Raw genomic sequence first — 22,548 nt, 5'->3', positions numbered from 1 at the left:
CCCGCTGGTTATTCGCTTGCCGCAGCGGGGCGCCCCCTGGAGACAATGTCTATCGCACGCGCTGCCGTGACCGCCGGTCACTTGTCCCTTTTCAGTGGCTTCCGCGCTGCATTTTCGCTTTGCTGCTTATAAGCCTTATGTAAGCCTTTGTTGTCGTTTTCGGGGGGAATGAGGAACGTATGTCGTACGTGGAGATGCCGGGCGCGAAGGTCCCGATCCGGATGTGGACCGACCCCGCGACGGTCGAGGACGTGGCTCTTCGCCAGCTCCAGAACGTGGCGACCCTGCCCTGGATCAAGGGCCTCGCCGTGATGCCGGACGTGCACTACGGCAAGGGCGCGACGGTCGGCTCCGTCATCGCCATGCAGGGCGCGGTGTGCCCGGCGGCGGTCGGGGTGGACATCGGGTGCGGGATGTCGGCGGTGCGGACGTCGCTGACGGCGAACGACCTGCCGGGCGACCTGTCGCGGCTGCGGTCGAAGGTCGAGCAGGCGATTCCGGTGGGGCGGGGGATGCACGAGGATCCCGTGGAGCCGGGGGACTTCCACGGGCTGGCGACCGCCGGCTGGGACGACTTCTGGGGGCGGTTCGACGGGGTGGCGGACGCGGTCAAGTTCCGTCAGGACCGGGCCTCGAAGCAGATGGGGACGCTCGGAAGCGGAAATCACTTCGTCGAGATCTGCGTTGATACGTCCGACTCCGTGTGGCTCATGCTCCACTCGGGCTCCCGGAACATCGGGAAGGAACTCGCCGAGCATCACATCGGCGTGGCCCAGAAGCTCCCGCACAACCAGGGCCTGGTCGACCGGGACCTGGCGGTCTTCGTGTCGGACACCCCGCAGATGGCGGCCTACCGCAACGACCTGTTCTGGGCGCAGGAGTACGCCAAGCACAACCGCTCGCTGATGATGGCGCTGCTGAAGGACGTGATCCGCAAGGAGTTCAAGAAGGCCAAGCCGACCTTCGAGCCGGAGATCTCCTGCCACCACAACTACGTGGCGGAGGAGCGGTACGACGGCATGGACCTGCTCGTGACCCGCAAGGGGGCGATCCGGGCCGGCTCCGGCGAGTACGGCATCATCCCGGGTTCCATGGGCACGGGCTCGTACATCGTGAAGGGTCTCGGCAACGAGAAGGCCTTCAACTCGGCCTCGCACGGCGCGGGTCGGCGAATGAGCCGTAACGCGGCCAAGAAGCGCTTCTCCACGAAGGACCTGGAGGAGCAGACCCGGGGCGTGGAGTGCCGCAAGGACTCCGGCGTCGTGGACGAGATCCCGGGCGCCTACAAGTCCATCGACCAGGTCATCGACCAGCAGCGGGACCTGGTGCAGGTCGTGGCCAAGCTGAAGCAGGTCGTGTGCGTGAAGGGCTGACGCACCGTCAGTGAGCGTGGCGTACGGCGTAGATCATCACGAACGCCACGATGTGGATGCCGAAGAGGAAGTAGCCCAGGAAGTACCAGACCTTGCGTTCGTCCCTGGTCTCCTGGGCCAGGCGGCGCCGCTCCAGGTCTTCCAGGGGGTCGGCGGGGCCTGGGGTCTCGATGGGTTCCGTCATCACCGCTCCCGGTGGACCTTGGTGTTGGACGCCTGGGCGCGGGGGCGGAGGACCAGCAGGTCGACGTTGACGTGGCTGGGGCGGGTCACCGCCCAGGTGATCGTCTCCGCGACGTCGTCCGCCGTGAGGGGCTCGGCCACGCCCTCGTAGACCTTGGCGGCCTTCGCCTCGTCGCCGGCGAAGCGGGTGAGGGCGAACTCGTCGGTCTTGACCATGCCGGGCGCGATCTCGATGACGCGCACCGGCTGGCCGACGATCTCCAGGCGGAGGGTTTCGGCGAGGACGTGCGCGCCGTGCTTGGCGGCCACATAGCCCGCGCCGCCCTCGTAGGTGCCGTGGCCGGCCGTGGAGGAGACCACGACGACCACGCCGTCGCCGCTCGCGACCAGCTTGGGCAGCAGGGCCTGGGTGAGGTTGAGGGTGCCGATGACGTTCGTCTCGTACATCGTGCGCCAGTCCGCCGGGTCGCCGGTGGCCACCGGGTCCGCGCCGAGGGCGCCGCCCGCGTTGTTGACCAGGACGCCGATGGTCTGGAAGGCCGTCGCGAACTCGTCGACGGCGGCGCGGTCGGTCACGTCCAGCTGGTAGGCGACCGCCGAGTGACCCGCCCTGGTCAGCTCCTCCGCGAGTGCCTCGATGCGGTCCTTGCGGCGGGCGGTGAGGACGACGCGGTGGCCGGCCTCCGCGAGCTGCCGGGCCGTGGCGGCGCCGATGCCGCTGCTCGCACCGGTGACGACGGCGATGCGGGAGGCGGAGGCCATGGAGAACTCCTCGAGGGCTGGTGGCGATGGTCCGCGTCCAGCCTAAGTGAGGCTCAGCCGCCGTTCCTCGGCGCCCACATGATCACGGCCATTCCCGCGAGGCAGATCAGGGCGCCCACGATGTCGTAGCGGTCGGGGCGGTAGCCGTCGGCGACCGCGCCCCACAGCAGTGAGCCCGCCACGAAGATTCCGCCGTACGCGGCCAGGATGCGCCCGAAGTGGGCGTCCGGCTGGAAGGTGGCGACGAAGCCGTACGCGCCGAGGGCCAGCACTCCGCCGGTCGCCCACAGCCAGCCCCGGTGTTCGCGCACGCCCTGCCAGACCAGCCAGGCGCCGCCGATCTCGAAGACGGCGGCGACGACGAACAGGGCGGCGGAGCGGAGAACCGACATGGACGCAAGACTGTCACCTGTTGGAGGGCGCCTTTCGCCGTGGTCCGCGTGGCATACATCCCTACGCCAGTCGGATCGCGAGCGTGGAGGTGTGAGCGGCGTGCGGATGTGGACGTGGGCGGCGACCGGAGCCTTGTCCGGTGTGATGGTGATGCCGGGGGCCGCCGTGGCCGCCCCGGCTCCCGGGCCCGAGGCCGACCTGGCCTTTCACGGGACCGCGGTGATGAACGGCGACATGGTGGAGGTGCGGCTGACCCCCCGCAACAACGGTCCGGCCGCCGTGGCGGACGCGACCGTGCGGCTGCGCTGGTCGGCCGCGCTGGCCGAGGAGCAGCGGCTGCCGGCGCGGTGTGCCCGGGAGGGCGAGCGGACCGTGGTGTGCGGGACGGGCGCGCTGACGGCGAACGCGGTGGGGGAGCGGCTGGACGTGCCGGTGCAGATGAAGGACAGGGCGTCGCAGGTCACGCTGGAGATCGAGCCGGTGTGGGGCAGTGGCACGACCGACCGGGACCACACGAACGACCGGCTGAACGTGCTGGTCCTGGACACCGGGGACGCGTACGCGTTCTGAGGTGCGGACCGGTCAGCCCGGGTTCTGTGCGTCGTAGCGCTCGCGGGCCTCGCGTACCTCCTCGAAGTGGGCCTCCGCCCATGCCTTCACGGCGGTCAGCAGGCCGGCGAGGCCGGCGCCGAGCGGGGTGAGGGCGTAGTCGACGCGGACCGGTACGGAGGGGGTGACGGTGCGGCTGACGATGCCGTCCCGTTCGAGGGTGCGCAGCGTCTGGGTGAGCATCTTGGGGCTGACGCCGGCGATCCTGCGGGCGAGGTCGCTGTAGCGCATGGGGCCGGCGGCCAGGGCGGCGACGACGAGGCTGACCCATTTGTCGCTGAGCCGGCCGAGGAGCTGGTTGGTGGGGCATTCGCGCAGGAAGGCGTCGTAGTCGGCGCGGGCCTGTGCGCGTCGCTGGGCGGCGGTCGTGGTCGCCATGGGCCCTCTCCTTCGGGTCGGCTACGCACTCTGAGGTAACTACTTACCGATCGATAGTAGCTCTCCTACGGTTGGTGTCGCGGCCGGAAAAGGCGCCGCGGAAATCATCAACCGCCTTGTGACGGGGGAGAGTTGTCATGCGTGCTGCTGTGGTGAGGACGTTCGGCGGGCCGGAGAGCGTGGAGATCGCGGACGTGCCGGTGCCCGTGCCGGGAGCGCGGCAGGTCCGGATCAGGGTGGCCGCGGGTGCGCTGAACCCGGTGGACGCGGCCGTGCGCGCCGGCGTCTTCGGCGGGGCCGGCAAGACCCTGGGGCTCGGCTGGGACGTGGCCGGCACGGTGGACGCGGTGGGTGCGCCCGCGGCCTGGGAGACCGGGGATCCGGTGGTGGCGCTGGTGCCGGGCGTGGCGGATCCGCTGGGTGCGCACGCCGAGTACGTCGTCGTGGACGCGGGTGCGGTGGCGACGGCGCCCGCCTCGGTGGACGCGGTGCACGCGGGCACCCTGCCGCTGAACGGGCTGACCGCGCTGCAGGCCCTGGACCTGCTGGGTCTCGCGCCGGGCGACAGGCTGCTGGTGACCGGTGCGGCGGGTGCCGTCGGCGGGTTCGCGGTGCAGCTGGCCGCGCACCGGGGGATCGAGGTGACCGGGCACGCCCGGGCGGCCGACGAGGAGCTGGTGCGCTCCCTGGGGGCCGCGCACTTCACGGCCGACGGGGCCGGGCCGGGGAGCGTGGACGGCGTGCTGGACGCCGCCGTGCTGGGGGCGCCCGCGCTGGGGTGGGTGCGGGACGGGGGCGCGTTCGTCGCGGTGCGTGACGGGGCGCTGCCCGAGGTGGAGCGGGGGGTTCGCACCGGGAACGTGTGGGTGCGGGCCGACGGGGCGCAGCTCGCGGAGCTGGTCCGGCTGGTGGACGAGGGGGTGCTGACGCTGCGGGTGGCGGAGGCGTTCCCGCTGGAGGAGGCGGCCAAGGCGCATGCGCGGCTCGCCGGGGGTGGGACGCGGGGCCGGCTGGTGCTGGTGCCCTGAGGGTCCGGAATAACTCGGCCCGGGGGTCGGTTCGACGGGTATAGTTGAACCGTCAACAACTTGGGAGTGAGTGACCATGCAGTTCGGGATCTTCACGGTCGGCGACGTCACGCCGGACCCCACCACGGGGCGTACACCGACCGAGGCGGAGCGGATCAAGGCCATGGTCGCCATCGCGCTGAAGGCCGAAGAGGTCGGTCTGGACGTCTTCGCCACCGGCGAGCACCACAACCCGCCGTTCGTGCCCTCGTCCCCGACCACGATGCTCGGCTATGTGGCGGCCCGCACGGAGAACCTGATCCTCTCCACGTCCACCACCCTGATCACCACCAACGACCCGGTGAAGATCGCGGAGGACTTCGCGATGCTCCAGCACCTGGCCGACGGGCGCGTCGACCTGATGATGGGCCGTGGCAACACCGGGCCGGTCTACCCCTGGTTCGGGCAGGACATCCGGCAGGGCATCAACCTCGCCATCGAGAACTACGCCCTGCTGCGCCGGCTGTGGCGCGAGGACGTCGTGGACTGGGAGGGGACGTTCCGCACCCCGCTGCAGGGCTTCACCTCCACCCCGCGCCCGCTGGACGGCGTACCGCCCTTCGTCTGGCACGGCTCCATCCGCTCCCCGGAGATCGCCGAGCAGGCCGCGTACTACGGCGACGGCTTCTTCCACAACAACATCTTCTGGCCCGCCGACCACACCAAGCGGATGGTGGAGCTGTACCGGACCCGGTTCGCCCACTACGGGCACGGCACGCCCGAGCAGGCGATCGTCGGCCTCGGCGGCCAGGTGTTCATGCGGCGCAACTCGCAGGACGCGGTGCGCGAGTTCCGCCCGTACTTCGACAACGCCCCGGTCTACGGCCACGGGCCCTCCCTGGAGGACTTCACCGACCAGACCCCGCTGACCGTCGGCTCCCCGGAACAGGTCATCGAGAAGACCCTGGCCTTCCGCGACTACGCCGGTGACTACCAGCGCCAGCTGTTCCTGGTGGACCACGCCGGGCTGCCGCTGAAGACCGTCCTGGAGCAGATCGACCTGCTCGGCGAGGAGGTCGTGCCCGTGCTCCGCAAGGAGTTCGCGAACGGCCGTCCCGTGCACGTGCCCGAGGCGCCGACCCACCGGTCCCTGCTCGCCGCCGCACAGAAGGAGAACGCCGCGTGAAGCACGAAGGAGGAAGCCGTCGTACGAAGCTCGTCGTCGTGTCCGCGGGACTGAGCGTCCCCTCGTCCACCCGGCTGCTGGCCGACCGGCTCGCCACCGCCGTGGTGCGGCAGGCGGAGGTGGACGTGGAGGTGGTCGAGCTGCGCGACCTCGCCGTCGAGATCGCGCACAACTTCACCAACGGGTTCGCCGGGAAGGCGCTCGCCGCCGCGCAGGACGCGGTGGCGGGAGCCGACGGGCTGATCGTGGTCACGCCGGTGTTCAGCGCGTCGTACAGCGGGTTGTTCAAGTCGTTCTTCGACGTGCTGGACAAGGAAGCGCTGGTGGGCAAGCCCGTGCTGATCGCCGCCACCGGCGGTACGGCCCGGCACTCGCTGGTGCTGGAGCACGCACTGCGCCCGCTGTTCTCCTATCTGCGGGCCGTGGTCGTGCCGACCGGGGTGTACGCCGCGTCGGAGGACTGGGGCGAGGAGGGGCTGCCCGGGCGGATCGAGCGGGCGGCGGGCGAGCTGGCCGGACTGATGACGGGGCTGCGGGCGGCCACGCCCGGACCGCAGGCCGGACCACTGGTCGTACCGTTCGAGGAGCAGCTCGCCCGGCTCGGCGCTCAGGCAAGGTGAGAAGACGGTAGGGCGGCTGTCCGGGTTGCCCGTGTGACGGTGAGAGGCGGGTAAAAAGGGTGATCGTAGGTCCGCTCGCCCCGACCGAACCGCCTCAGGCCTTGGCAAACTGGGTGCGTGCCCCAGACTGTGCTGCTCGCTGAAGACGACCGTGCCATCCGTCATGCCCTGGAGCGTGCCCTGACCCTGGAAGGGTACGAGGTGACGGCGGTCGCCGACGGCGTCGAGGCGCTGGCTCAGGCCCACAAGACGCCGCCGGACGTCCTCCTGCTCGACGTGATGATGCCGGGGATCGACGGGCTGCAGGTCTGCCGGGTACTGCGCGCCGAGGGCGACCGCACCCCGATCCTCATGCTCACCGCCCTGGTGGAGACCGCCGACCGCATCGCCGGCCTGGACGCCGGCGCCGACGACTACGTGGTCAAGCCCTTCGACGTCGAGGAGGTCTTCGCCCGGCTGCGCGCCCTGCTCCGCCGTACCAGCCCGGTGCCTGCCGCCGGCATCGGCGGGGGCATCGGCGAGAACGGCGGGCGGGAGGCCCAGATCTCCGACCGCCAGGTGGAGGCCGCCGGCATCCGCATGGACCTCCAGGCCCGCCGGGCCTGGCGCGGCAAGCGGGAGCTGGAGCTGACCCGCACCGAGTTCGAGCTGCTGGAGCTGCTGGTCCGCAACGCGGGCATCGTCCTCGACCACTCCACGATCTACGACCGGATCTGGGGATACGACTTCGGCCCGGGCTCCAAGAACCTCGCGGTGTACGTCGGCTACCTCCGCCGCAAGCTGGACGAACCCGGTGCCCCGCAGCTGATCCACACCGTGCGGGGCGTGGGTTACGTGCTCCGGGAGGACTAGGTGGGCCGCCTGCGGCGGCTGCTGGCTCCCGGCCGGCCCAAGCTGGTCTCCCTGCGCACCACCTTCGCCGTCTCCTTCGCGGCCGTCACCGCCGCCGTCACCATCCTGGTCGGCATCCTGTCGTACGGCAGCGCCGCGCGGCTGGTCCGCGTCGACCAGCAGTCGGTGTTCACACAGGTCGTGCAGGACGTCCAGGACGAGGTGCGGCAGCACGAGATGGTCCCGGAGGACTTCTCCTCCTCCCGGCCCGGGCACGACCTGGTCCGGCCCGCCCGCACCGATGTGCAGGTGCTGGGCGCGCAGGGCCAGATCGTGGACCACGGCAACCCGGTCCTGCCCGTCACGTCCCGGGACAAGGCCATGGCGCTCGCGACGACGGCCGGGAAGGTCGTCGAGCACAAGGACGTACCGGTGGACGGGGACCTGTTCCGCATCGCCACCGTCTCGCTCGGCGACGGGCGGGGCGCGGTCCAGGTCGCGCAGGAGTTCAGCGACACCGAGGACCTGCTGCGGACGCTGCAGCAGCGCACGCTGATCCTGATGGCGGCGGTCGTGGTGGCGGCCGGCCTGTTCGGCTGGTGGCTGGCCCGGCGGATCACCCGGCGCCTGGTCGTCCTCACCTCCGCCGCCGAGGACGTGGCCCGCACCCGGCGGCTGGGCATCGAGGTGCCGGTGGCCGGGCTGGACGAGGTGGGACGCCTCGGCCGCGCCTTCGACCGGATGCTCGGCCGGCTCGCCCAGTCCGAGGAGGACCAGCGGCGCCTGGTCCAGGACGCCGGACACGAACTGCGCACCCCGCTGACGTCCCTGCGCACGAACATCTCCCTGCTGCGCCGGATCGACGAGCTGCCCCCCGCCACCCGGGACGAACTGGTCGCCGACCTCGGCCAGGAGGCGCGGGAACTGACCGACCTGGTCAACGAGCTGGTGGACCTCGCCGCGGGGCAGTCCGACACCGAGCCGCCGCAGCGGGTGGACCTCGCCGACATCGCCGAGGAGGTCGTGGGGCTGGCCAAACGCCGTACCGGACGCGAGATCGTGCTGCGCACGAGCGGCGACACCACGACCGACGGGCGGCCCGGGATGCTGCAGCGCGCCATGTCCAACCTGGTGGAGAACGCCGCCAAGTTCGACCGGGCCGGGAAGGCGCCGATCGAGGTCAACATCACCGGGCCGGCGCGGACGGGGACCGTGCGGGTGGAGATCCTGGACCGCGGGCCGGGCATCGCCGAGGGCGACCTCATCCGCATCTTCGACCGCTTCTACCGGGCGGCGGACGCGCGGTCCCTGCCGGGCTCGGGCCTCGGCCTGTCCATCGTCCGCGAGGTCGCCATGGCCCACGGCGGAGCACCGTTCGCCTTCCGGCGTGAGGGCGGTGGGGCGGTGATCGGGTTCACGGTGGGCGGCTGAGCGCCGCAGCGGTGCCCCGCCGGGCACGGGTGCGGGAGCGTTCCGGCGGCTCGCGCCCAGGCCGCTCCTGACGGTGCCCGTCCTCGCTCTGCCCTCCCCGCGCTGACCGGCGCCCGCGGCCGACCGCCGTCAGCGGATGCTGCCGGAGCTGGTCTCCGTGCCGGGCGTGACCGGGTCTCGGCCGGCGCACGGGCATCCCCTGAAGAACGGCCTGGCGGACGCGTGCGCCGACGTGAACGGCTGGACCCGGCCGCGCCGGCGCGGAGCGCCGTACGGCGGTGATCCGCGGCTGTACACGACGGCCGGGATACCCCACCCTGCAGTACGGGCCGCGAGACGTTCGGGTGGGCACACTCCGCGCGAGAGTGTGTCCGTGCGCGAAGTGGTGTGTGGGGCCCGGGCGTTGGTGGTTACGGTGAGGTGGACGGCCGGGGTGAAGTGAACGGGACGGGGAGGGCACGGGCGCGATGGCGGGGGCACCGCGGTACGAGGAGCATCTGCAGGGGCTGTGGGAGGCGGCGGGGGAACCCTCGGCCGAGTCGCTGAGCGACAGGGTGGGGGTTCCGGCACGGAGGATCGACGACTGGCTCGCCTGCCGGGTGGTGCCGCGGCGGGGCGACAGAGTGCGGGTGTTCGTGCAGACCCTGGAGTCCCTGGCGCGCGAGCGGAGCCGCGAGCCGCTGTCGTCCCCTCCGTCCTACGCCTGGGACCGCCTCCGGGACGAGGCACGTCGTCGCCTCCAGGCCCGGCGCCCGGCGGCGCCGCCGGCCGCCGGCGCCGGCGGTGTCCGGCGGGAGTGGCTGAGGGCGGCGGAGGGATCGCAGGCCTGGAACCTCATCGCCCCCGCCGCCGCGGACCAGGTCGAACAGCTCAGGGAACTCACCCTGGAGGCGGTGAGCCGCCTCGCGGAACTGCACGAGGCGGAACGGGAGGTGCTCCTCCAGGACCCGTGGTACGACCCCGGTCTCGCCCGCCGTACGGCCCGCTGGACCAACCTGCGGCTGACGGACATCAAGTCCCGCCTGGACAAGCGGACCCTGGCACCCGCCGAGGCCGCTCTGCTCGTGCTCCTGCCGTTCCTGCACGACGTGCACAGCGCGTGGACGCTCACCGTGCTCCACCACGTGACACCGGAGCACCTGGACGACCGGACGCCGGGCGGCAAGGACCGGCAGGGCTACAACCGTGTGCTGCTCGACCACAAACGGCTCATCCGCCAGGCGATGCGGGCGCAGAGGCTGCCGGACCGCAGCGACGGGCGCCCGGAGATCGGCTGGTGGCTGTTCCACCAGTGGGTGAAGGCGCAGCCGGGTCGGCTGGACGACGTGCTGGACGCCATGGGTGTCGTCGCGGACGACATGGGGGCCGTACTGGACCCCGCCCTGCTCGGCCGGCTGCTGTCCTGCGCGCATCTCGGGCCGCGCGAGCTCTTCGGTGGGAAACCGGACGGGCCGTCGGAGGAACCGTTCTCGGTGGACTTCGACGGATGTGACGCGCAGACGGTGCGCGAACGCCTCGTGGGTCCCCTGTTCGCCATCGCCCACGCCATGGCGATCGAGGTGACGGACCTGCCGTCGACCGTCGTCAAGCACGTGGCGATTCCCAACCCCGTCGATCCGGGGCAGTTGCTCAGCCGACTGGAGGAGGTCCAGTGGAACCCGCTCGGCGACGCCCTGGCCCTCGACGCCAAGTGCGACCACCCCGCCGTCGTGGCCGCGCTGACCGAACACGCCCAGTACGTGGACGCGTTGCTGCGCGAGGCGCGCCGCACCCGGCCGGAGGCGGAGATCGGCTGCCTGCCGGTGTACGCGCACGCCGACGGGGTCCGCGAGGTGGACGAGCGGGACGAGCCCCGGCAGGCCGGCGAGGTGATCCGGTTCCGGCTCGACGAGGAGCGGATCCAGGAACTCCTCATGGGCGAGAACCTGTACCGCGACCGCAGCCTCGCCATCCGGGAGCTGTACCAGAACGCGCTGGACGCGTGCCGGTACCGGCGTGCGTACGAGTACCACCAGAACGGGCGGGACACGTTCCAGGGCGAGATCACGTTTCGGCAGGGGTTCGACAAGGAGGAGCAGCGGTACTTCCTGGAATGCCGCGACAACGGCATCGGCATGGACGAGGCCCTGTTGTCCGAGGTGTTCTCCCGGGCCGGGGTCCGGTTCAGCGACCACGCCCGTCACCGGGAGCTGCCATGGCTGGCGGACGCGGAAGGGATCAAGGTCCGGCCGAACAGCAGGTTCGGCATCGGCGTGCTCAGCTACTTCATGCTCGCCGACGAGATCCGGGTCACGACCCGTTCCCTGGCCACGGGGAGCGCCCAGCCGGAGGAGCTGACCGTGCTGATCACCGGGCCGGGGCACTACTTCCGGGTGTCGCGTACCGGGGAGCGGCGGGGCCGGGTCGGCACCACGGTCCGCCTCTATCTGCGGGATGAGGACAACGCGCCTTCCTGCGTCCGTGAGTTGCGTCGGCTGCTGGGGATCGCGGAGTTCGAGACCAGGGCCTTCCACGGGGCGCGGGAGGCCATGTGGGATCCCGGCCTGCTCAAGCCCAGGCAGACCACCGCAGAACGGGCGGACGGTGTCGTGGCCTACGGGCGCAGGGTCTCCTGGCCGCCCGAGGATGACGTCCGGCGACTTGACGGCCAGGTGGTGTGGTGTGAGCACGGCGGCGGCATCCTCGCCGACGGCATCTTCATCGAGCCCCGGGTACGGCGCGGAGTGCTGGCCGGGCCGGCGAAGGGCAGCGGACTGCGCGGCGTCGTGGTGAACCTGACCGGGAGGAGCCGCCCCAAGAACTTGTCCGTGGACCGTGCGGAGATCCTGGATCCGGACGTGGACACGGTGGTCGAGGAGCTGATCCGGGACGCGCTGCCCGCCCTGATCGCCGCCGATCCGGCCCTGCTGACGAGGGAGTGGCTGGCGGGCGTGGCCGAGACCAGTCCCCGCCTCGCGGACATCGTGACCGAGGCGGCGGGGGAGGAGGGGGTCGTCCTGCGCGTGAACGGGTATCCGGCGCCGATGGCGACGGTCGGGTACTTTCCGCCGGACGTCACTCTCGTTCACGGGCGTGGCAGGGACACCAAGTCGCCCGGCACCACGGCGTTCGACAGCGATCAGGAGGACGTCATCCTGCTGTGGCGGCTTCTCGCACACCGGCCGAACACCGAACTGGAGGCACTGACCGGCGTCGTGCCCGAGCTGTCCCACGTCCGGGGTGTGCTGCCGGCGAGGCCGTCGGACGTGCTGACATGGTCCGCGGACTTCCGGGACTACCCCTCGAACGGCCGGCCTGGGACCGCGGGAACGGGGGAGCACGCCGCCCCGGGGCGGGTGCTCTCGGTGGCCTTGGCCAGTGGCGTGTCGTACGAAGAGGTGCTGAGCCGCTTGGAACAGCTCGGCCTGCCCGTTCCTCCGCGGCCGAGTGCCCCGGTCGCCCTCGACGCCACCACGGCGGTCCTGCTGGAAGAAGACCTGCAATTCGACGGGAGCCTGCAGCGATACACCGGACTCAAGCTCAAGGAGCCAGTGCCACCCGGGCACCTCGTCAAGGCGGCCCTGGAACTGAACATCGGCATCGGCGAAGCGGCCGACCGGATGAAGGCGCTGGGCTTCCGCGTGCCCGAAACCATGCGGCCGGAGACACCCGAGGACTGGGTGGTGCGTCTGCTCAGCCATCGCCTGCACGGTTCGAGGCCGTGGCTCAGCGCGTCCGAGCGGGTCCGGGCCGGGCACGTGCTGCGGGGTGTGTGTGAGCTGGGCCGCGAGCTGCCCGAGATCGTCGAGCGGCTGCAGGAGTACGGCCTGCGCCCTGAAGTGGGCTCACTGGACGGGCCGTCGGCGAGGGAACTGCTGCGGCTGAGCGCCGAGTGGGGCTGGGACGACTCGGTGGGGAGCCTGGACACGAGTCGGCCGATGCCTCCGGGATTTCTCGTTCGCGCGTCCCTGCGGTCGGGCGCCGCTCTCTCCGACATCGCACGCCGTCTGGGGGAGCTGGGATTTTCCACCGACGTCCTGCCCGACCAGGTCGCGGCCACGGACGAGGCGCTTCTCGGAGCTCGTGACTACTTCCTTGATACGCCCCTGGCCGGAGAGAAGGTTTTCCTGCACGACCTGGTTCAAGGAGCGGCGGACAGCGGGCTCTCGCCGAAGGAGGCGGCCGTACGCCTGCGCGCGTACGGCCTGCTGCCGCAGTACGGCGCGCTTCCGGACGACCTGGCGCCCGGTGACCTCGAGATCCTCACGTGCGTCTACAGGACACTGCCCAGAGGCGAGGACGACCTGAGCACCTGCACCGTGCCCATGTTCGCTGTCGTCGATGCCGCCGTGGACGCGCGTGTGTCACCGCAGGCCGTCATGGACTGCTTGCACCGTTACGGTGTCCGCACGTCACATTCCGTGGCGCCGGTGAAGGCGAGAAGGTACGACACCGATCTCATCAGGCTGAAGACACGCGGAGACTACCTCGACTGGGGCACACCGGTGCCGCTGTTCCACCTTGCAGCCGTCCCGACCGCGCTGCTGGTCGAACGCGACGAGGCCATCGGGCGCCTCGCCGAGTTGGGGCTGGAGGTCCCGGCGCACGAACTCGCCGGTCTCAGCGAAGCCGATCTGAGCCTGTGCCGGGACAGTTTCGGACCGGAAAGGAATGCGCTTCCGCTCGAGCTGAGACACCCGCTCGTGGACTTCCTGGAGATCGTCCTCCGCGTGCCCCTTCCGCTGGAAGAACTCCTCCTCCGCCTGACCCGCCTCGGCGTGGACCTCCCGCGCGTCGCCGAAGTCGTCCGCGCCGCCCTCCCGCACGTCCCCGGCCTCGTCATGGCGACCGGGAACGACGGATCCGAGGGCGGCACCCGGTCTACGACTGCGACCGCCCGCCCATCCCGGGCAACGTGAGGAACCCCTCCGCCCGGGCGCTCGCCAGGCCGATCCTCGGGATGTCGCTGCTCTTGGCGAAGAGCAGGAAGCGCGGCTCCCACACGGGGCGGTACTTGGCGTTGGCGCGGTAGAGGGACTCGATCTGCCACCAGCGGGAGAAGAAGGTGAGGGTGGAGCGCCACAGGCGCAGGACGGGGCCGGCGCCGAGGCGGGCGCCGCGTTCGAAGACCGAGCGGAACATCGCGAAGTTCAGCGACACCCGCTGTATGCCCAGCTCCTTCGCGTGCAGGAGGAGTTCCACGACCATGTACTCCATCAGGCCGTTCTCGCAGTCGCGGTCGCGGCGCATCAGGTCCAGCGAGAGTCCGTGCTCGCCCCAGGGGACGAAGCTGAGCAGGGCGCGCGGTTCGTCGTTCGCGTCGCGGCACTCCAGCATCACGCAGCGGCCGTCGTCGGCGTCGCCGAGGCGGCCGAGTGCCATGGAGAAGCCGCGTTCGGTGGCGCCGTCGCGCCAGTTGTCGGCACGGTCGATCAGCAGGGCCATCTCGTCGGCGGGGATGTCCTCGTGGCGGCGGATGCGGACGGTGTAACCGGCCCGCTTGACCCGGTTGTGGGCCTGGCGGACGACGCGCATGGCGCGGCCCTCGAGGGTGAAGTCGGCGATGTCGACGATCGCTTCGTCACCGAGTTCGAGGGCGTCCAGGCCGTGCCGGGCGTAGATCGTGCCGGCCTCCTCGCTGGCGCCCATGACGGCGGGGGTCCAGGCGTGCCGGCGGGCCTCGGTGAGCCAGGCGTCGATGGCGCCGGGCCAGGCCTCGGGATCGCCGATGGGGTCGCCGGAGGCGAGGGAGACCGCGCCGACGACGCGGTAGGTGACGGCCGCCTTGCCGGTGGGGGAGAAGATGGCGGCCTTGTCGCGACGCAGCGCGAAGTAGCCGAGGGAGTCGCGGGCGCCGTGCTTGGCGAGCAGGGCGCGCAGTTTCTCCTCGTCCTGCGGGGTGAGCAGGCGGCGTCCGCGGGGAGAGCGGAAGCAGGCGTACAGCACGAGGCAGAAGACGGCGGCCAGCAGGAGGTTGATGATGATGTCGGCCCAGCGGGGCGCGCGTACGGAGTCGACCTGGTCGGCGAGCGGGCCGACGCTGATGCCGCGCAGCAGGGTGTAGGCGAGCTCTTCGGCCAGGGGCGCGTGGGGCAGCTTGTTGGTGGCATGCACGAGCAGTGTGCCGAGACCGCCGGTCACCAGGACGCCGCCGGCGCCGACGGCCAGCGCGAGCTTGGGGTTGGAGGGGTCGCCGGTGGCGTTGAACTCACGGCGGCCGATCAGCAGCGCGACGACGAAGAGGCCGGTGAGGGCGGTGGAGACCCAGTTGAAGGCGTGGTCGCGGAACGGGTGCTGGGTGAGCGCGAGGGCGTAGAGCACGAACAGGGGGCCCGCGCACAGCAGGTTGACGAACCAGGCGGCCCGCTTCCCGCGTCGCATCACCAGCGCCAGGAAGATCGCCGCCGCGGCCGAGACCAGGCCCGCGGTGGCCAGGTACGGGGTGAAGAACTGGCCGGCGTGGTGCACGTGCGCGTGCACGTGGCGGGCGGTGAACAGCTTGCCGTCGTTGTGTTCCTGCACTTCTTTGCGGAACGGCAGCGACATGACCGCGATGATGTTGAAGACGGCGATCAGCCGCAGGTACCACACGGTGGCCGAGGCCGCCCGGGCACGCAGGCGGGGGCTGGGCAGGGGCAGTTGGGGGACGCGGCGGGAACCGCGCTGGGCGGGTACCTGCGGGGAGGTCAGGCTCTGCTGCTGAGCGGACATGGTGACTGGTCACCTTGGAGGAGGGGGACGGGGCAGCCCCGGTCGGGGCAAGCTGACCCTACAGCTTGTAGGGTAGTCCGGATGGTGGACTACGGGAGAGGAGCGTACCGGCATCCGCTCTTACCCGATCCTTCCCGTGCCGCCCCTCTTACCAGGCCTTACCGGGCCCTTTCCCGGCCGTGCCGGGCCGCCGCCAGATGCCAGGCCAGGTTGCCCACCGCCGCCCCGGCCGCGACGACGGCGACGATCACCCCGCCGGTCGCGAGGCCGTCGCTGAACAGGTGCGGACGCCGGTCCAGGCTGTGCAGCCCGAAGCCGCACAGCTCGTACACGCCGACGGCGGCGACGAGGAGGCTGACGACCAGCAGGGTCAGCGTCGGCGCCAGACTGCGCGCACAGACCTCCCCGCCGGCCTCCGTGTCCGTGTCCTGCATGGGTCCCCCGGTGAACAGACGAATGAACAGCCCTGCGGCCGCTGGCGGTTGGGAACCTACAATACGTAGGGTCGGTTAGGGTCGACGCCGTGCGTATCTACATCAGTGTGGACATGGAAGGCGTCACCGGGCTCGTCGACGCCGAGGACGTCCAGCCGGGCGGCCGGGACTACGAGCGCGGCCGCTCCATGATGGCCGAGGACGTGAACGCGGCCGTACGGGGCGCGCTGGCGGCCGGTGCCGGCGACATCCTGGTCAACGACGCGCACGGGCCGATGCGCAATCTGCTGCCCGAGGCGTTGCACCCGGCCGCCCGGCTGGTGCGCGGCAAGCCCAAGCAGATGGGCATGCTGGAGGGCCTGACCGGGGAGTACGACGCCGCACTGTGCGTCGGCTACCACTCCCGGGCGGGCGCCCCGGGCGTGCTCAGCCACAGCTTCATGGGCCACGAGATCGAGGACATGTGGCTGGACGGCCGGCCGGTCGGGGAGATCGGGCTCGCTCATGCCGCGGCGGCGGCCCTGGGAGTGCCCGTGGTGGCCCTCACGGGTGACGACGTGGCCTGCGCCGAGATGACGGCGTGGGACGCGTCGGTCGTCACGGTGCCCGTGAAGTACGCCCATGACCGGTTCGCGGCCGAGCTGCGGCCGCAGGCGGAGGCGTGGAAGGCGATCGAGGAAGCGGTCGCGGCGGCCCTCACCTCGCCCCCGCCACGCCCCTCGGCCTCCGCCTCCGACGTCACCCTCACCGTCCGCTGGCAGTCCGCCTCCGTCGCCGCCACCCTCCTCGGCATCCCCGGAGTGACGGCCGACGACAGCCGCACGATCCGGTCGACCGGACGGCTTCCCGCTCTCTACCGGCAGTTCGGGGTGTGGACGCGGGTGGCCGCCTCGCTCACGCAGCAGCGGCCGTACTGCTAGCTAAGGGGCGGGGTGGAGGGAGTCGAGTAGCTAAGGGGCGGGGTGGAGGGAGTCGAGCCAGCGCAGCAGGCGGGTTCCCTCGCGGGTCATGACGTCCGGGTCGCGCAGGGCGTTGGCCAGCAGTGACATGCCCTGGTAGGCGCAGACGAGGGTGAGGGCCAGGTCGTCCGGGTCGGCCAGGCCCAGCTCGCGGAACTGCCGTGCCGCCCAGTCCAGCAGCAGCCGGATCACCGCGCCGGCCTCCGCGTCCAGGGTTCCCTCGGCACGCTTGTCGAGTTCGACGGCCAGGGTGCCGGTGGGACAGCCGTGGCGGGCGGCGACGTCACGCCCGTCGATCCACGCCTCGACCAGCGCCTTGAGGCGGTCGCGCGGGTCGGCCAACCGCTCCAGCCGGCCGGTGAGTTCGTCCAGGTGGACGCGGTGTTCGTCGAGCGCTGCCCGGACCAGTTCGTCCTTGGTCTTGAAGTAGTAGTAGACGTTCCCGACCGGGACGTCGGCCTCGCGCGCGATGTCGGCGAGGGTGGTGCGTTCCACACCCTGCTCGTGCAGGACCCGCGCCGCCGCCGCCGTGAGCCGTTGCCGTTTCTGCGAGGCCCGCACCTGCCGATTCACTGAGTTGGTCACCCAACTGACTATAGACAGCGCCCTCGAGAGCGTGTTGTATGTGTCCGTACTTAGTCAGTCAGCTAACTCACTCGGAGGAGTTCGGAATGATCACAGTGACGGGCGCGACCGGCAACATCGGACGGACGCTGGTGGACCTGCTGGCCGGCGCGGGCGAGGAGGTCGTGGCCGTGTCGCGGCGGCCGCGGCCCGCACCCTCCGTGCCCGGCGTCCGGTGGGCCCGGGCCGACGTCGGGGATGCCGCGAGCATGCGGCCCGCCCTCGCCGGGGCCCGCGCCCTGTTCCTCCTGCTGGGAGGTGAGCTCAACCTGCGGGGCGAGCAACCGGACGCCCTGCTGGAGGTGGCCGCGGACGCCGGCGTCGAGCAGGTCGTCCTCGTCTCCTCGCAGGCCAACGCCACCCGACCCGACGCGCCCTCGCACGCCCGGCTGCGCGCGTACGAGGCGGCGGTACGGGCGTCGGGGCGGGACTTCACCGTCCTGCGCCCCGGCGGATTCGCCTCCAACGCCTTCGCCTGGGCCGAGACGGTCCGCACCAGGCGCACGGTCCTCGCCCCGTTCGGAGACGTGGCGCTGCCGGTCGTCGACCCGGCGGACATCGCCGCGGTCGCCGCGGCGGTGCTGGGTGAGGAGGGCCACGCGGGTCGCACGTACGAGCTGACCGGGCCCGAGCCGGTCAGCCCGCGTCAGCAGGCCGCGGCCATCTCCGACGCCCTGGGCGAGGAGGTGACCTTCGTGGAGCTGTCGCGTGAGGACGCGCATGCCCACCTGGCGCGGTTCATGCCGGAGGAGGTCGTCACCGGCACGCTGGACGTCCTCGGTTCCCCGCTCCCGGCCGAAGTGCGGACCAGTCCCGACGTGGAGGCCGTCCTGCACCGCCCGGCCCGCTCCTTCGGCGACTGGGTCGCGCGCAACCTGCCGGCGTTCCGGTAGGCGCCCGCGTCGGTGGCGCGCGGCCCGGCCCCGCGGCTCAGTCCTCCTCGCCCCGCCCCGTGCGGCGGGCGTAGGCGCGGGCCGCACGGGCACGGTCGCCGCAGCGGGTGGAACACCAGTGACGGCGGCCGTGGCGCAGCAGGTACCGGTTGCAGGGGGTGGAGCCGCAGGCCGTGAGGCGGTCGGCGTCGGGGCCGGTGAGCAGGTCGGCGGCGTCGGCGGCGAGGACGGCCAGGGCGTGCTCGACGATCTGGGTGGCCGGGTGGGCGGGGGAGCGGTGCAGGCCGCGAGCGGGCGACCAGTGCAGCAGGGAGGCGGCCGGGGCGAGGGTGAGTGCCTCGTTGACGGCGGCGAGGGCCTCGGCGGGCGCGGGGTGGCCCTCGGCACGGGAGGCGAGCAGAGCGCGGACCTGCTCGCGCAGCGACCGCAGCCGGCTCGCGCACGTCTCCCGCAGGCCGGCGTCGGCCGGGGCGAGCCCCCGCTGCACGAGCCAGCGCTGCGCGGCGGCGGGCGTGTCGAGCAGGTCCGCACGCTGTCCGCCGGGCAGCACGATCGAGCTGTTGGCGAGGTCGAGGGCGGGGTGCTGCGCGGCGCCGGGGGCGGGCGCCAGGACCGGCTCGGCGCTCTCCTCGGCCTGGGCAGGGGTCACAGGGCTCACGGTTCTCATGGTACGGCTTGCCGCCATCCGTGAGGAAGGGGTAGCGTCTCTCACGGATGAACTTCCAGCTATCCGTGAGGAGGGCCATCATGGCCGCCCGTTTGGACCCTTCCGAGACCTCCGAGACCTTGGAGACCTCCGAGACGTCCGGCACTCCCGGCGATTCTGGCGATTCCGGCGAGCAGATACCCGTCCGTGTGCTCGGCGGCCCCACCGTCCTCATCGAGTACGGCGGACTCCGCCTCCTCACCGACCCCACCTTCGACGACCCCGGCGACTACCCCTCGCCCAGCGGCCGCACCCTGATCAAGACCGCCCCGCCGCGCACGAGCGCCGCCGAACTCGGCCCGGTGGACGTCGTCCTGCTCTCGCACGACCAGCACGCCGACAACCTCGACCACTCCGGACGGGCCCTGCTCGCGGCGACCCCGCGCACCCTCACCACACCGGCCGCGGCCGACCGGCTCGGCGGCACCACCGAACCGCTCACCCCCTGGCAGTCCGTCGACCTGCCCCGACCCGACGGCGGCACGGTCACCGTGACCGCCGCCCCGGCCCTGCACGGCCCCAAGGGCTCCGAGCCGCTCGTCGGCGAGGTCACCGGCTTCCTGCTCACCTCCGCCGACCTGCCCGGCGTCTACGTCAGCGGCGACAACGCCTCCCTGGAACTCGTCCAGGAGATCGCCGACCGGTACGGCCCCGTCGACACCGCGGTCCTCTTCGCCGGCGCGCCCCGGATGCCCGTCCTCGACGACGCCCTCCTGGTCCTTGACGGCAAGGGCACGGCCACCGCCGCCCGACTGCTCGGCGCCCGCCGCGTGGTCCCGGCACACTGCGACAGCTGGGCCCACTTCACCGAGACCCGCGAGGACGTGGTGCGGGCGTTCGAGGCGGCGGGGCTGGCGGACCGGCTGCAGCTGGACTGACCGGGGCGCGGCGGCCCGTGGAGACGGAGCTTGACGACAGGGCCTAGGACCGTGGCGACGACGGCCTGACGCCGAGGACGTCGAGCATGGCGCGGGTGGCCGGGCTGGGGTTGAAGCGGCTCCAGGCCAGGTACTCCAGGCGGCGCGGGCCGTCGGCCACCGGGACCAGGGCCAGTCGGGGATCGTCCTCGGCGAGCGGGCGGATGAACGCCTGCGGCAGCAGCGCGACGGCGAGCCCGCGCGCGACCAGCCGCACGATCAGCTCCACGACGCCCGCCTCGTACGCCACGTCGCGGGCCAGCCCCGCGGCGGCGAACGCCCGGTCGGACTGGGCGCGGGCGGGCGTCCCGGCCACGAAGTCCACGAACGTCTCGCCGGCGATCTCCGCGAGCGTGACCCGGGAGGCGCCCACCAGCCGGTGCCCGGCCGGGACCACCAGCACATGCCGGTCGTGATCGAGGACGAGGGTCTCCAGACCGGCCGGGCGCTCACCTTCGGGCAGGCCGAGGAAGGCGATGTCCAGCTCCCCGGCGCGGATCGCCGCCGCCAGCTCGTCGCTGCGCCCGGACCGCAGGACGACACGGACGTCGGGATGCCGGGCTCGGTACCGCTGCAGCAGTTCCGGTACGTCCACGGCGGCCGTCGTCACGATCACGCCGACCGCGAGCCGCCCGCGCACCACGCCGGTCGCGGCCGCGGCGTCGGCCACCGCACGGTCGGCGGCGGCCAGGCACTCCCGCGCGCCCACGAGGAACGCGGCGCCCGCGCCGGTCAGTTCGACCCGGCGGCTCGACCGGGCGAACAGCCGCACCCCCACCTCCCGCTCCAACGCGGCGATCCGGTGGCTCAGCGCGGACTGCACCACCTGACAGCGCTCCGCGGCCCGGGTGAAGTTCAGGGTGTCGGCGACGGCGACGACGTAGCGCAGCTGCTGAAGGTCCACTCATCCATCGTTCTCCTTCATGGCTGTGATGACAACCATGCTTTGTAATCATGAGTACGGGCGGTCGAGACTCCCCTCATGCATCGGAACAAGGCGCAGACGACGACCGTCCTGCTGACCGCGCTCGCCCCCGCGTCCTGGGGCACCACCTATGTGGTGACCACGCGGCTGCTCCCGCCCGGGCATCCGCTGTTCGCGGGCCTGATGCGGGCCCTGCCCGCCGGGCTGCTCGCGCTGGTGATCACCCGGGTGCTGCCGCGCGGGGAGTGGTGGTGGAAGACCGCGGTCCTCGGCGTCCTCAACATCGGCGCCATGCCCCTGCTGTTCGTGGCCGCCGAACGGCTCCCCGGCGGTGTCGTCGCCACCCTGGGCGCCGCCCAGCCGCTGCTGGTCGCCGGACTCGGCCTCGCCGCGCTCCACGACCGGCCCACGGTCTGGCGGCTCACCTGGGGCGTGCTCGGCGTACTCGGAGTCGGCCTGGTCGTGCTCGGGCCGCAGGCCCGGCTGGACGCCGTCGGTGTGCTCGCCGGCCTCGGCCATACGACCACCATGGCCGGCGGGGTCGTCCTCACCAAGCGCTGGGGCCGGCCCCCGGGTGTCGGCCCGCTCGCCCTGGCCGGCTGGCAACTGACCGTCGGCGGGCTGCTGTTGCTGCCCCTCACCCTGGCTGTCGAGGGGGTGCCGCAGCGGATCGACGCGGGCGCGGCCAGCGGCTATCTGTGGCTCGGCAGCATGGGCGGACTGATCGCGTACGCGCTGTGGTTCCGCGGGATCGGCAGGCTGCCGGTCGCCGCGTCCGCACCGCTGGTGCTGTTGTCCCCGCTGGTCGCGACGGTCATCGGGCTCGCCCAGGGCGAGTCGCTGAGCCTGTCGCAGGCCCTGGGCTTCGCCCTGGCACTGACCGCGCTGGTGGCCGCGCAACTCGGGCCGGCCGCACGGAAGAACACCGCAATCAAGGAGAAGACGTCCGATGACACAGCACATGACGATCGCCGTGCTCGGGGCCACCGGGACGGTCGGCGGCCGGGTGGTCACCGAGGCGAGCGGGCGAGGACACCGGGTGCTGGCCTTGTCGCGGAAGCCGGCGAGTGAGGTTCCCGGCGTGACGCCGGTCGCGGTCGACGTGACCGACGCGCCGGCGGTGGGTCAGGCACTCGCCGGTGCCGCCGCGGACGCCGTCGTCCTGACCGTGCGGACCTTGCCGGTCGACGAGGAGTTCCTGGTCACCGCGACCGGTACGGTGCTGGACGCCGCGGCCCGGCTCGGCAGCCGTGTCCTTGTGGTCGGCGGCGCCGGCGCCCTGCGCAGCCCCGGAGACCCGGAGCTGCCGGTCGCCGACAACCCCGCGTACGTGCCCGCCGAGTGGCGGTCCGTGGCCGCCGCCGGGGTCGCCCAGCTGCGGACCTGCCGGGCCCACACCGGTGCCGACTGGGTCTACCTGAGTCCACCGGCCGTGCTGGAGCCCGGCGAACGCACCGGCCGCTACCGGCGCGGCACGGACACCCTGCTGACGGACGCCGACGGCCGGTCGTGGATCAGCACCGAGGACCTGGCGGTCGCGGCCCTGGACGAGCTGGAGCGCCCCGGGACGGACCGTCACATCACGGTCGCGCACCAGCACCGCTAGGCCACGACGGCCAGCGCCGCC

At 72.2% G+C, this 22,548-nt stretch carries 22 protein-coding genes; 13 read left to right on the top strand and 9 right to left on the bottom strand.

Going from position 1 to position 22,548, the window contains the following annotated elements; all coding sequences use genetic code 11:
• Positions 1-179 precede the first annotated feature (179 nt).
• Positions 180-1,373 (top strand): RtcB family protein, encoded by a 1,194-nt coding sequence (locus AB0D93_RS26460; protein ID WP_362123816.1) that lies wholly within the window; start codon positions 180-182, stop codon positions 1,371-1,373.
• Between the two features lie 7 nt (positions 1,374-1,380).
• Here AB0D93_RS26460 and AB0D93_RS26455 read toward each other — a convergent pair whose 3' ends face one another.
• The 3 genes from AB0D93_RS26455 to AB0D93_RS26445 are packed head-to-tail and all read right to left on the bottom strand — an operon-like array spanning position 1,381 to position 2,710.
• On the bottom strand, positions 1,381-1,557 hold the full coding sequence (locus AB0D93_RS26455; protein WP_362123813.1) for a hypothetical protein: 177 nt from the start codon (positions 1,555-1,557) through the stop codon (positions 1,381-1,383).
• Positions 1,557-2,318 carry an SDR family NAD(P)-dependent oxidoreductase gene (locus tag AB0D93_RS26450; protein ID WP_362123810.1) on the bottom strand — a complete coding sequence of 254 codons (762 nt, stop codon included), beginning with the start codon at positions 2,316-2,318 and terminating at the stop codon, positions 1,557-1,559. The genes AB0D93_RS26455 and AB0D93_RS26450 overlap by 1 nt, the downstream gene beginning before the upstream one ends.
• Before the next feature lie 53 nt (positions 2,319-2,371).
• Positions 2,372-2,710, bottom strand: coding sequence for a YnfA family protein (locus AB0D93_RS26445; RefSeq protein ID WP_362123807.1), 339 nt, complete (start codon positions 2,708-2,710; stop codon positions 2,372-2,374).
• Between the two features lie 106 nt (positions 2,711-2,816).
• On the opposite strand from AB0D93_RS26445, the gene AB0D93_RS26440 reads away from it, so the two are divergent.
• Positions 2,817-3,281, top strand: coding sequence for a hypothetical protein (locus tag AB0D93_RS26440; protein WP_362123932.1), 465 nt, complete (start codon positions 2,817-2,819; stop codon positions 3,279-3,281).
• A gap of 12 nt (positions 3,282-3,293) precedes the next feature.
• Here the strand turns inward: AB0D93_RS26440 and AB0D93_RS26435 are convergent, their stop codons facing one another.
• Positions 3,294-3,698 (bottom strand): helix-turn-helix domain-containing protein, encoded by a 405-nt coding sequence (locus AB0D93_RS26435; protein ID WP_362123804.1) that lies wholly within the window; start codon positions 3,696-3,698, stop codon positions 3,294-3,296.
• A 137-nt stretch (positions 3,699-3,835) separates the two neighbouring features.
• On the opposite strand from AB0D93_RS26435, the gene AB0D93_RS26430 reads away from it, so the two are divergent.
• The 6 genes from AB0D93_RS26430 (at position 3,836) to AB0D93_RS26405 (ending at position 13,671) form a co-directional block, all read left to right on the top strand.
• Positions 3,836-4,726, top strand: coding sequence for an NADP-dependent oxidoreductase (locus AB0D93_RS26430; protein WP_362123801.1), 891 nt, complete (start codon positions 3,836-3,838; stop codon positions 4,724-4,726).
• Between the two features lie 76 nt (positions 4,727-4,802).
• The gene (locus tag AB0D93_RS26425; RefSeq protein WP_362123798.1) at positions 4,803-5,891 is read left to right on the top strand and encodes an LLM class flavin-dependent oxidoreductase; all 1,089 of its coding nucleotides are present in this window, start codon (positions 4,803-4,805) and stop codon (positions 5,889-5,891) included.
• Positions 5,888-6,511 (top strand): FMN reductase, encoded by a 624-nt coding sequence (locus tag AB0D93_RS26420; protein ID WP_362123795.1) that lies wholly within the window; start codon positions 5,888-5,890, stop codon positions 6,509-6,511. Before AB0D93_RS26425 ends, AB0D93_RS26420 begins: the two co-directional genes overlap by 4 nt.
• Before the next feature lie 117 nt (positions 6,512-6,628).
• Positions 6,629-7,363, top strand: coding sequence for a response regulator transcription factor (locus AB0D93_RS26415; RefSeq protein ID WP_362123794.1), 735 nt, complete (start codon positions 6,629-6,631; stop codon positions 7,361-7,363).
• Positions 7,364-8,773 (top strand): HAMP domain-containing sensor histidine kinase, encoded by a 1,410-nt coding sequence (locus tag AB0D93_RS26410; protein WP_362123792.1) that lies wholly within the window; start codon positions 7,364-7,366, stop codon positions 8,771-8,773. It begins immediately after the preceding gene.
• A 467-nt stretch (positions 8,774-9,240) separates the two neighbouring features.
• On the top strand, positions 9,241-13,671 hold the full coding sequence (locus AB0D93_RS26405; protein ID WP_362123791.1) for a hypothetical protein: 4,431 nt from the start codon (positions 9,241-9,243) through the stop codon (positions 13,669-13,671).
• Here AB0D93_RS26405 and AB0D93_RS26400 read toward each other — a convergent pair.
• Together AB0D93_RS26400 and AB0D93_RS26395 are read right to left on the bottom strand one after the other, a co-directional pair.
• A complete protein-coding gene (locus AB0D93_RS26400) occupies positions 13,634-15,463 on the bottom strand; it encodes a phosphatidylglycerol lysyltransferase domain-containing protein (protein ID WP_362123789.1) in 1,830 nt (609 codons plus the stop codon). The genes AB0D93_RS26405 and AB0D93_RS26400 overlap by 38 nt on opposite strands.
• A gap of 158 nt (positions 15,464-15,621) precedes the next feature.
• Positions 15,622-15,897, bottom strand: a complete 276-nt coding sequence (locus tag AB0D93_RS26395) for a hypothetical protein (protein WP_362123786.1) — start codon at positions 15,895-15,897, stop codon at positions 15,622-15,624.
• A gap of 89 nt (positions 15,898-15,986) precedes the next feature.
• On the opposite strand from AB0D93_RS26395, the gene AB0D93_RS26390 reads away from it, so the two are divergent.
• Positions 15,987-16,817, top strand: coding sequence for a M55 family metallopeptidase (locus AB0D93_RS26390; protein ID WP_362123783.1), 831 nt, complete (start codon positions 15,987-15,989; stop codon positions 16,815-16,817).
• A 30-nt stretch (positions 16,818-16,847) separates the two neighbouring features.
• Here AB0D93_RS26390 and AB0D93_RS26385 read toward each other — a convergent pair whose 3' ends face one another.
• Positions 16,848-17,441, bottom strand: coding sequence for a TetR/AcrR family transcriptional regulator (locus AB0D93_RS26385; protein ID WP_362123780.1), 594 nt, complete (start codon positions 17,439-17,441; stop codon positions 16,848-16,850).
• Between the two features lie 86 nt (positions 17,442-17,527).
• Between AB0D93_RS26385 and AB0D93_RS26380 the strand changes: the two genes are divergently transcribed.
• Positions 17,528-18,373 carry an NAD(P)H-binding protein gene (locus AB0D93_RS26380; RefSeq protein ID WP_362123777.1) on the top strand — a complete coding sequence of 282 codons (846 nt, stop codon included), beginning with the start codon at positions 17,528-17,530 and terminating at the stop codon, positions 18,371-18,373.
• 37 nt (positions 18,374-18,410) lie between these two features.
• On the opposite strand, the gene AB0D93_RS26375 is transcribed toward AB0D93_RS26380, so the two are convergent.
• Positions 18,411-19,031: an ABATE domain-containing protein gene (locus AB0D93_RS26375; RefSeq protein ID WP_362123774.1), complete on the bottom strand. Its 621-nt coding sequence runs from the start codon at positions 19,029-19,031 to the stop codon at positions 18,411-18,413.
• An 89-nt stretch (positions 19,032-19,120) separates the two neighbouring features.
• On the opposite strand from AB0D93_RS26375, the gene AB0D93_RS26370 reads away from it, so the two are divergent.
• The gene (locus AB0D93_RS26370; RefSeq protein ID WP_362123770.1) at positions 19,121-19,957 is read left to right on the top strand and encodes an MBL fold metallo-hydrolase; all 837 of its coding nucleotides are present in this window, start codon (positions 19,121-19,123) and stop codon (positions 19,955-19,957) included.
• A gap of 43 nt (positions 19,958-20,000) precedes the next feature.
• On the opposite strand, the gene AB0D93_RS26365 is transcribed toward AB0D93_RS26370, so the two are convergent.
• A complete protein-coding gene (locus AB0D93_RS26365) occupies positions 20,001-20,900 on the bottom strand; it encodes a LysR family transcriptional regulator (protein ID WP_362123767.1) in 900 nt (299 codons plus the stop codon).
• Positions 20,901-20,978: 78 nt separating this feature from the next.
• Between AB0D93_RS26365 and AB0D93_RS26360 the strand changes: the two genes are divergently transcribed.
• Positions 20,979-21,992 (top strand): EamA family transporter, encoded by a 1,014-nt coding sequence (locus tag AB0D93_RS26360; RefSeq protein WP_362123764.1) that lies wholly within the window; start codon positions 20,979-20,981, stop codon positions 21,990-21,992.
• Positions 21,883-22,527, top strand: coding sequence for an NAD(P)H-binding protein (locus AB0D93_RS26355; protein WP_362123929.1), 645 nt, complete (start codon positions 21,883-21,885; stop codon positions 22,525-22,527). Before AB0D93_RS26360 ends, AB0D93_RS26355 begins: the two co-directional genes overlap by 110 nt.
• Positions 22,528-22,548: the final 21 nt, after the last annotated feature.

It is taken from the genome of Streptomyces sp. NPDC048191 (assembly GCF_040652655.1).
Classification (GTDB): Bacteria; Actinomycetota; Actinomycetes; order Streptomycetales; family Streptomycetaceae; genus Streptomyces.
This window is presented reverse-complemented; position numbering and strand designations above follow the sequence as displayed.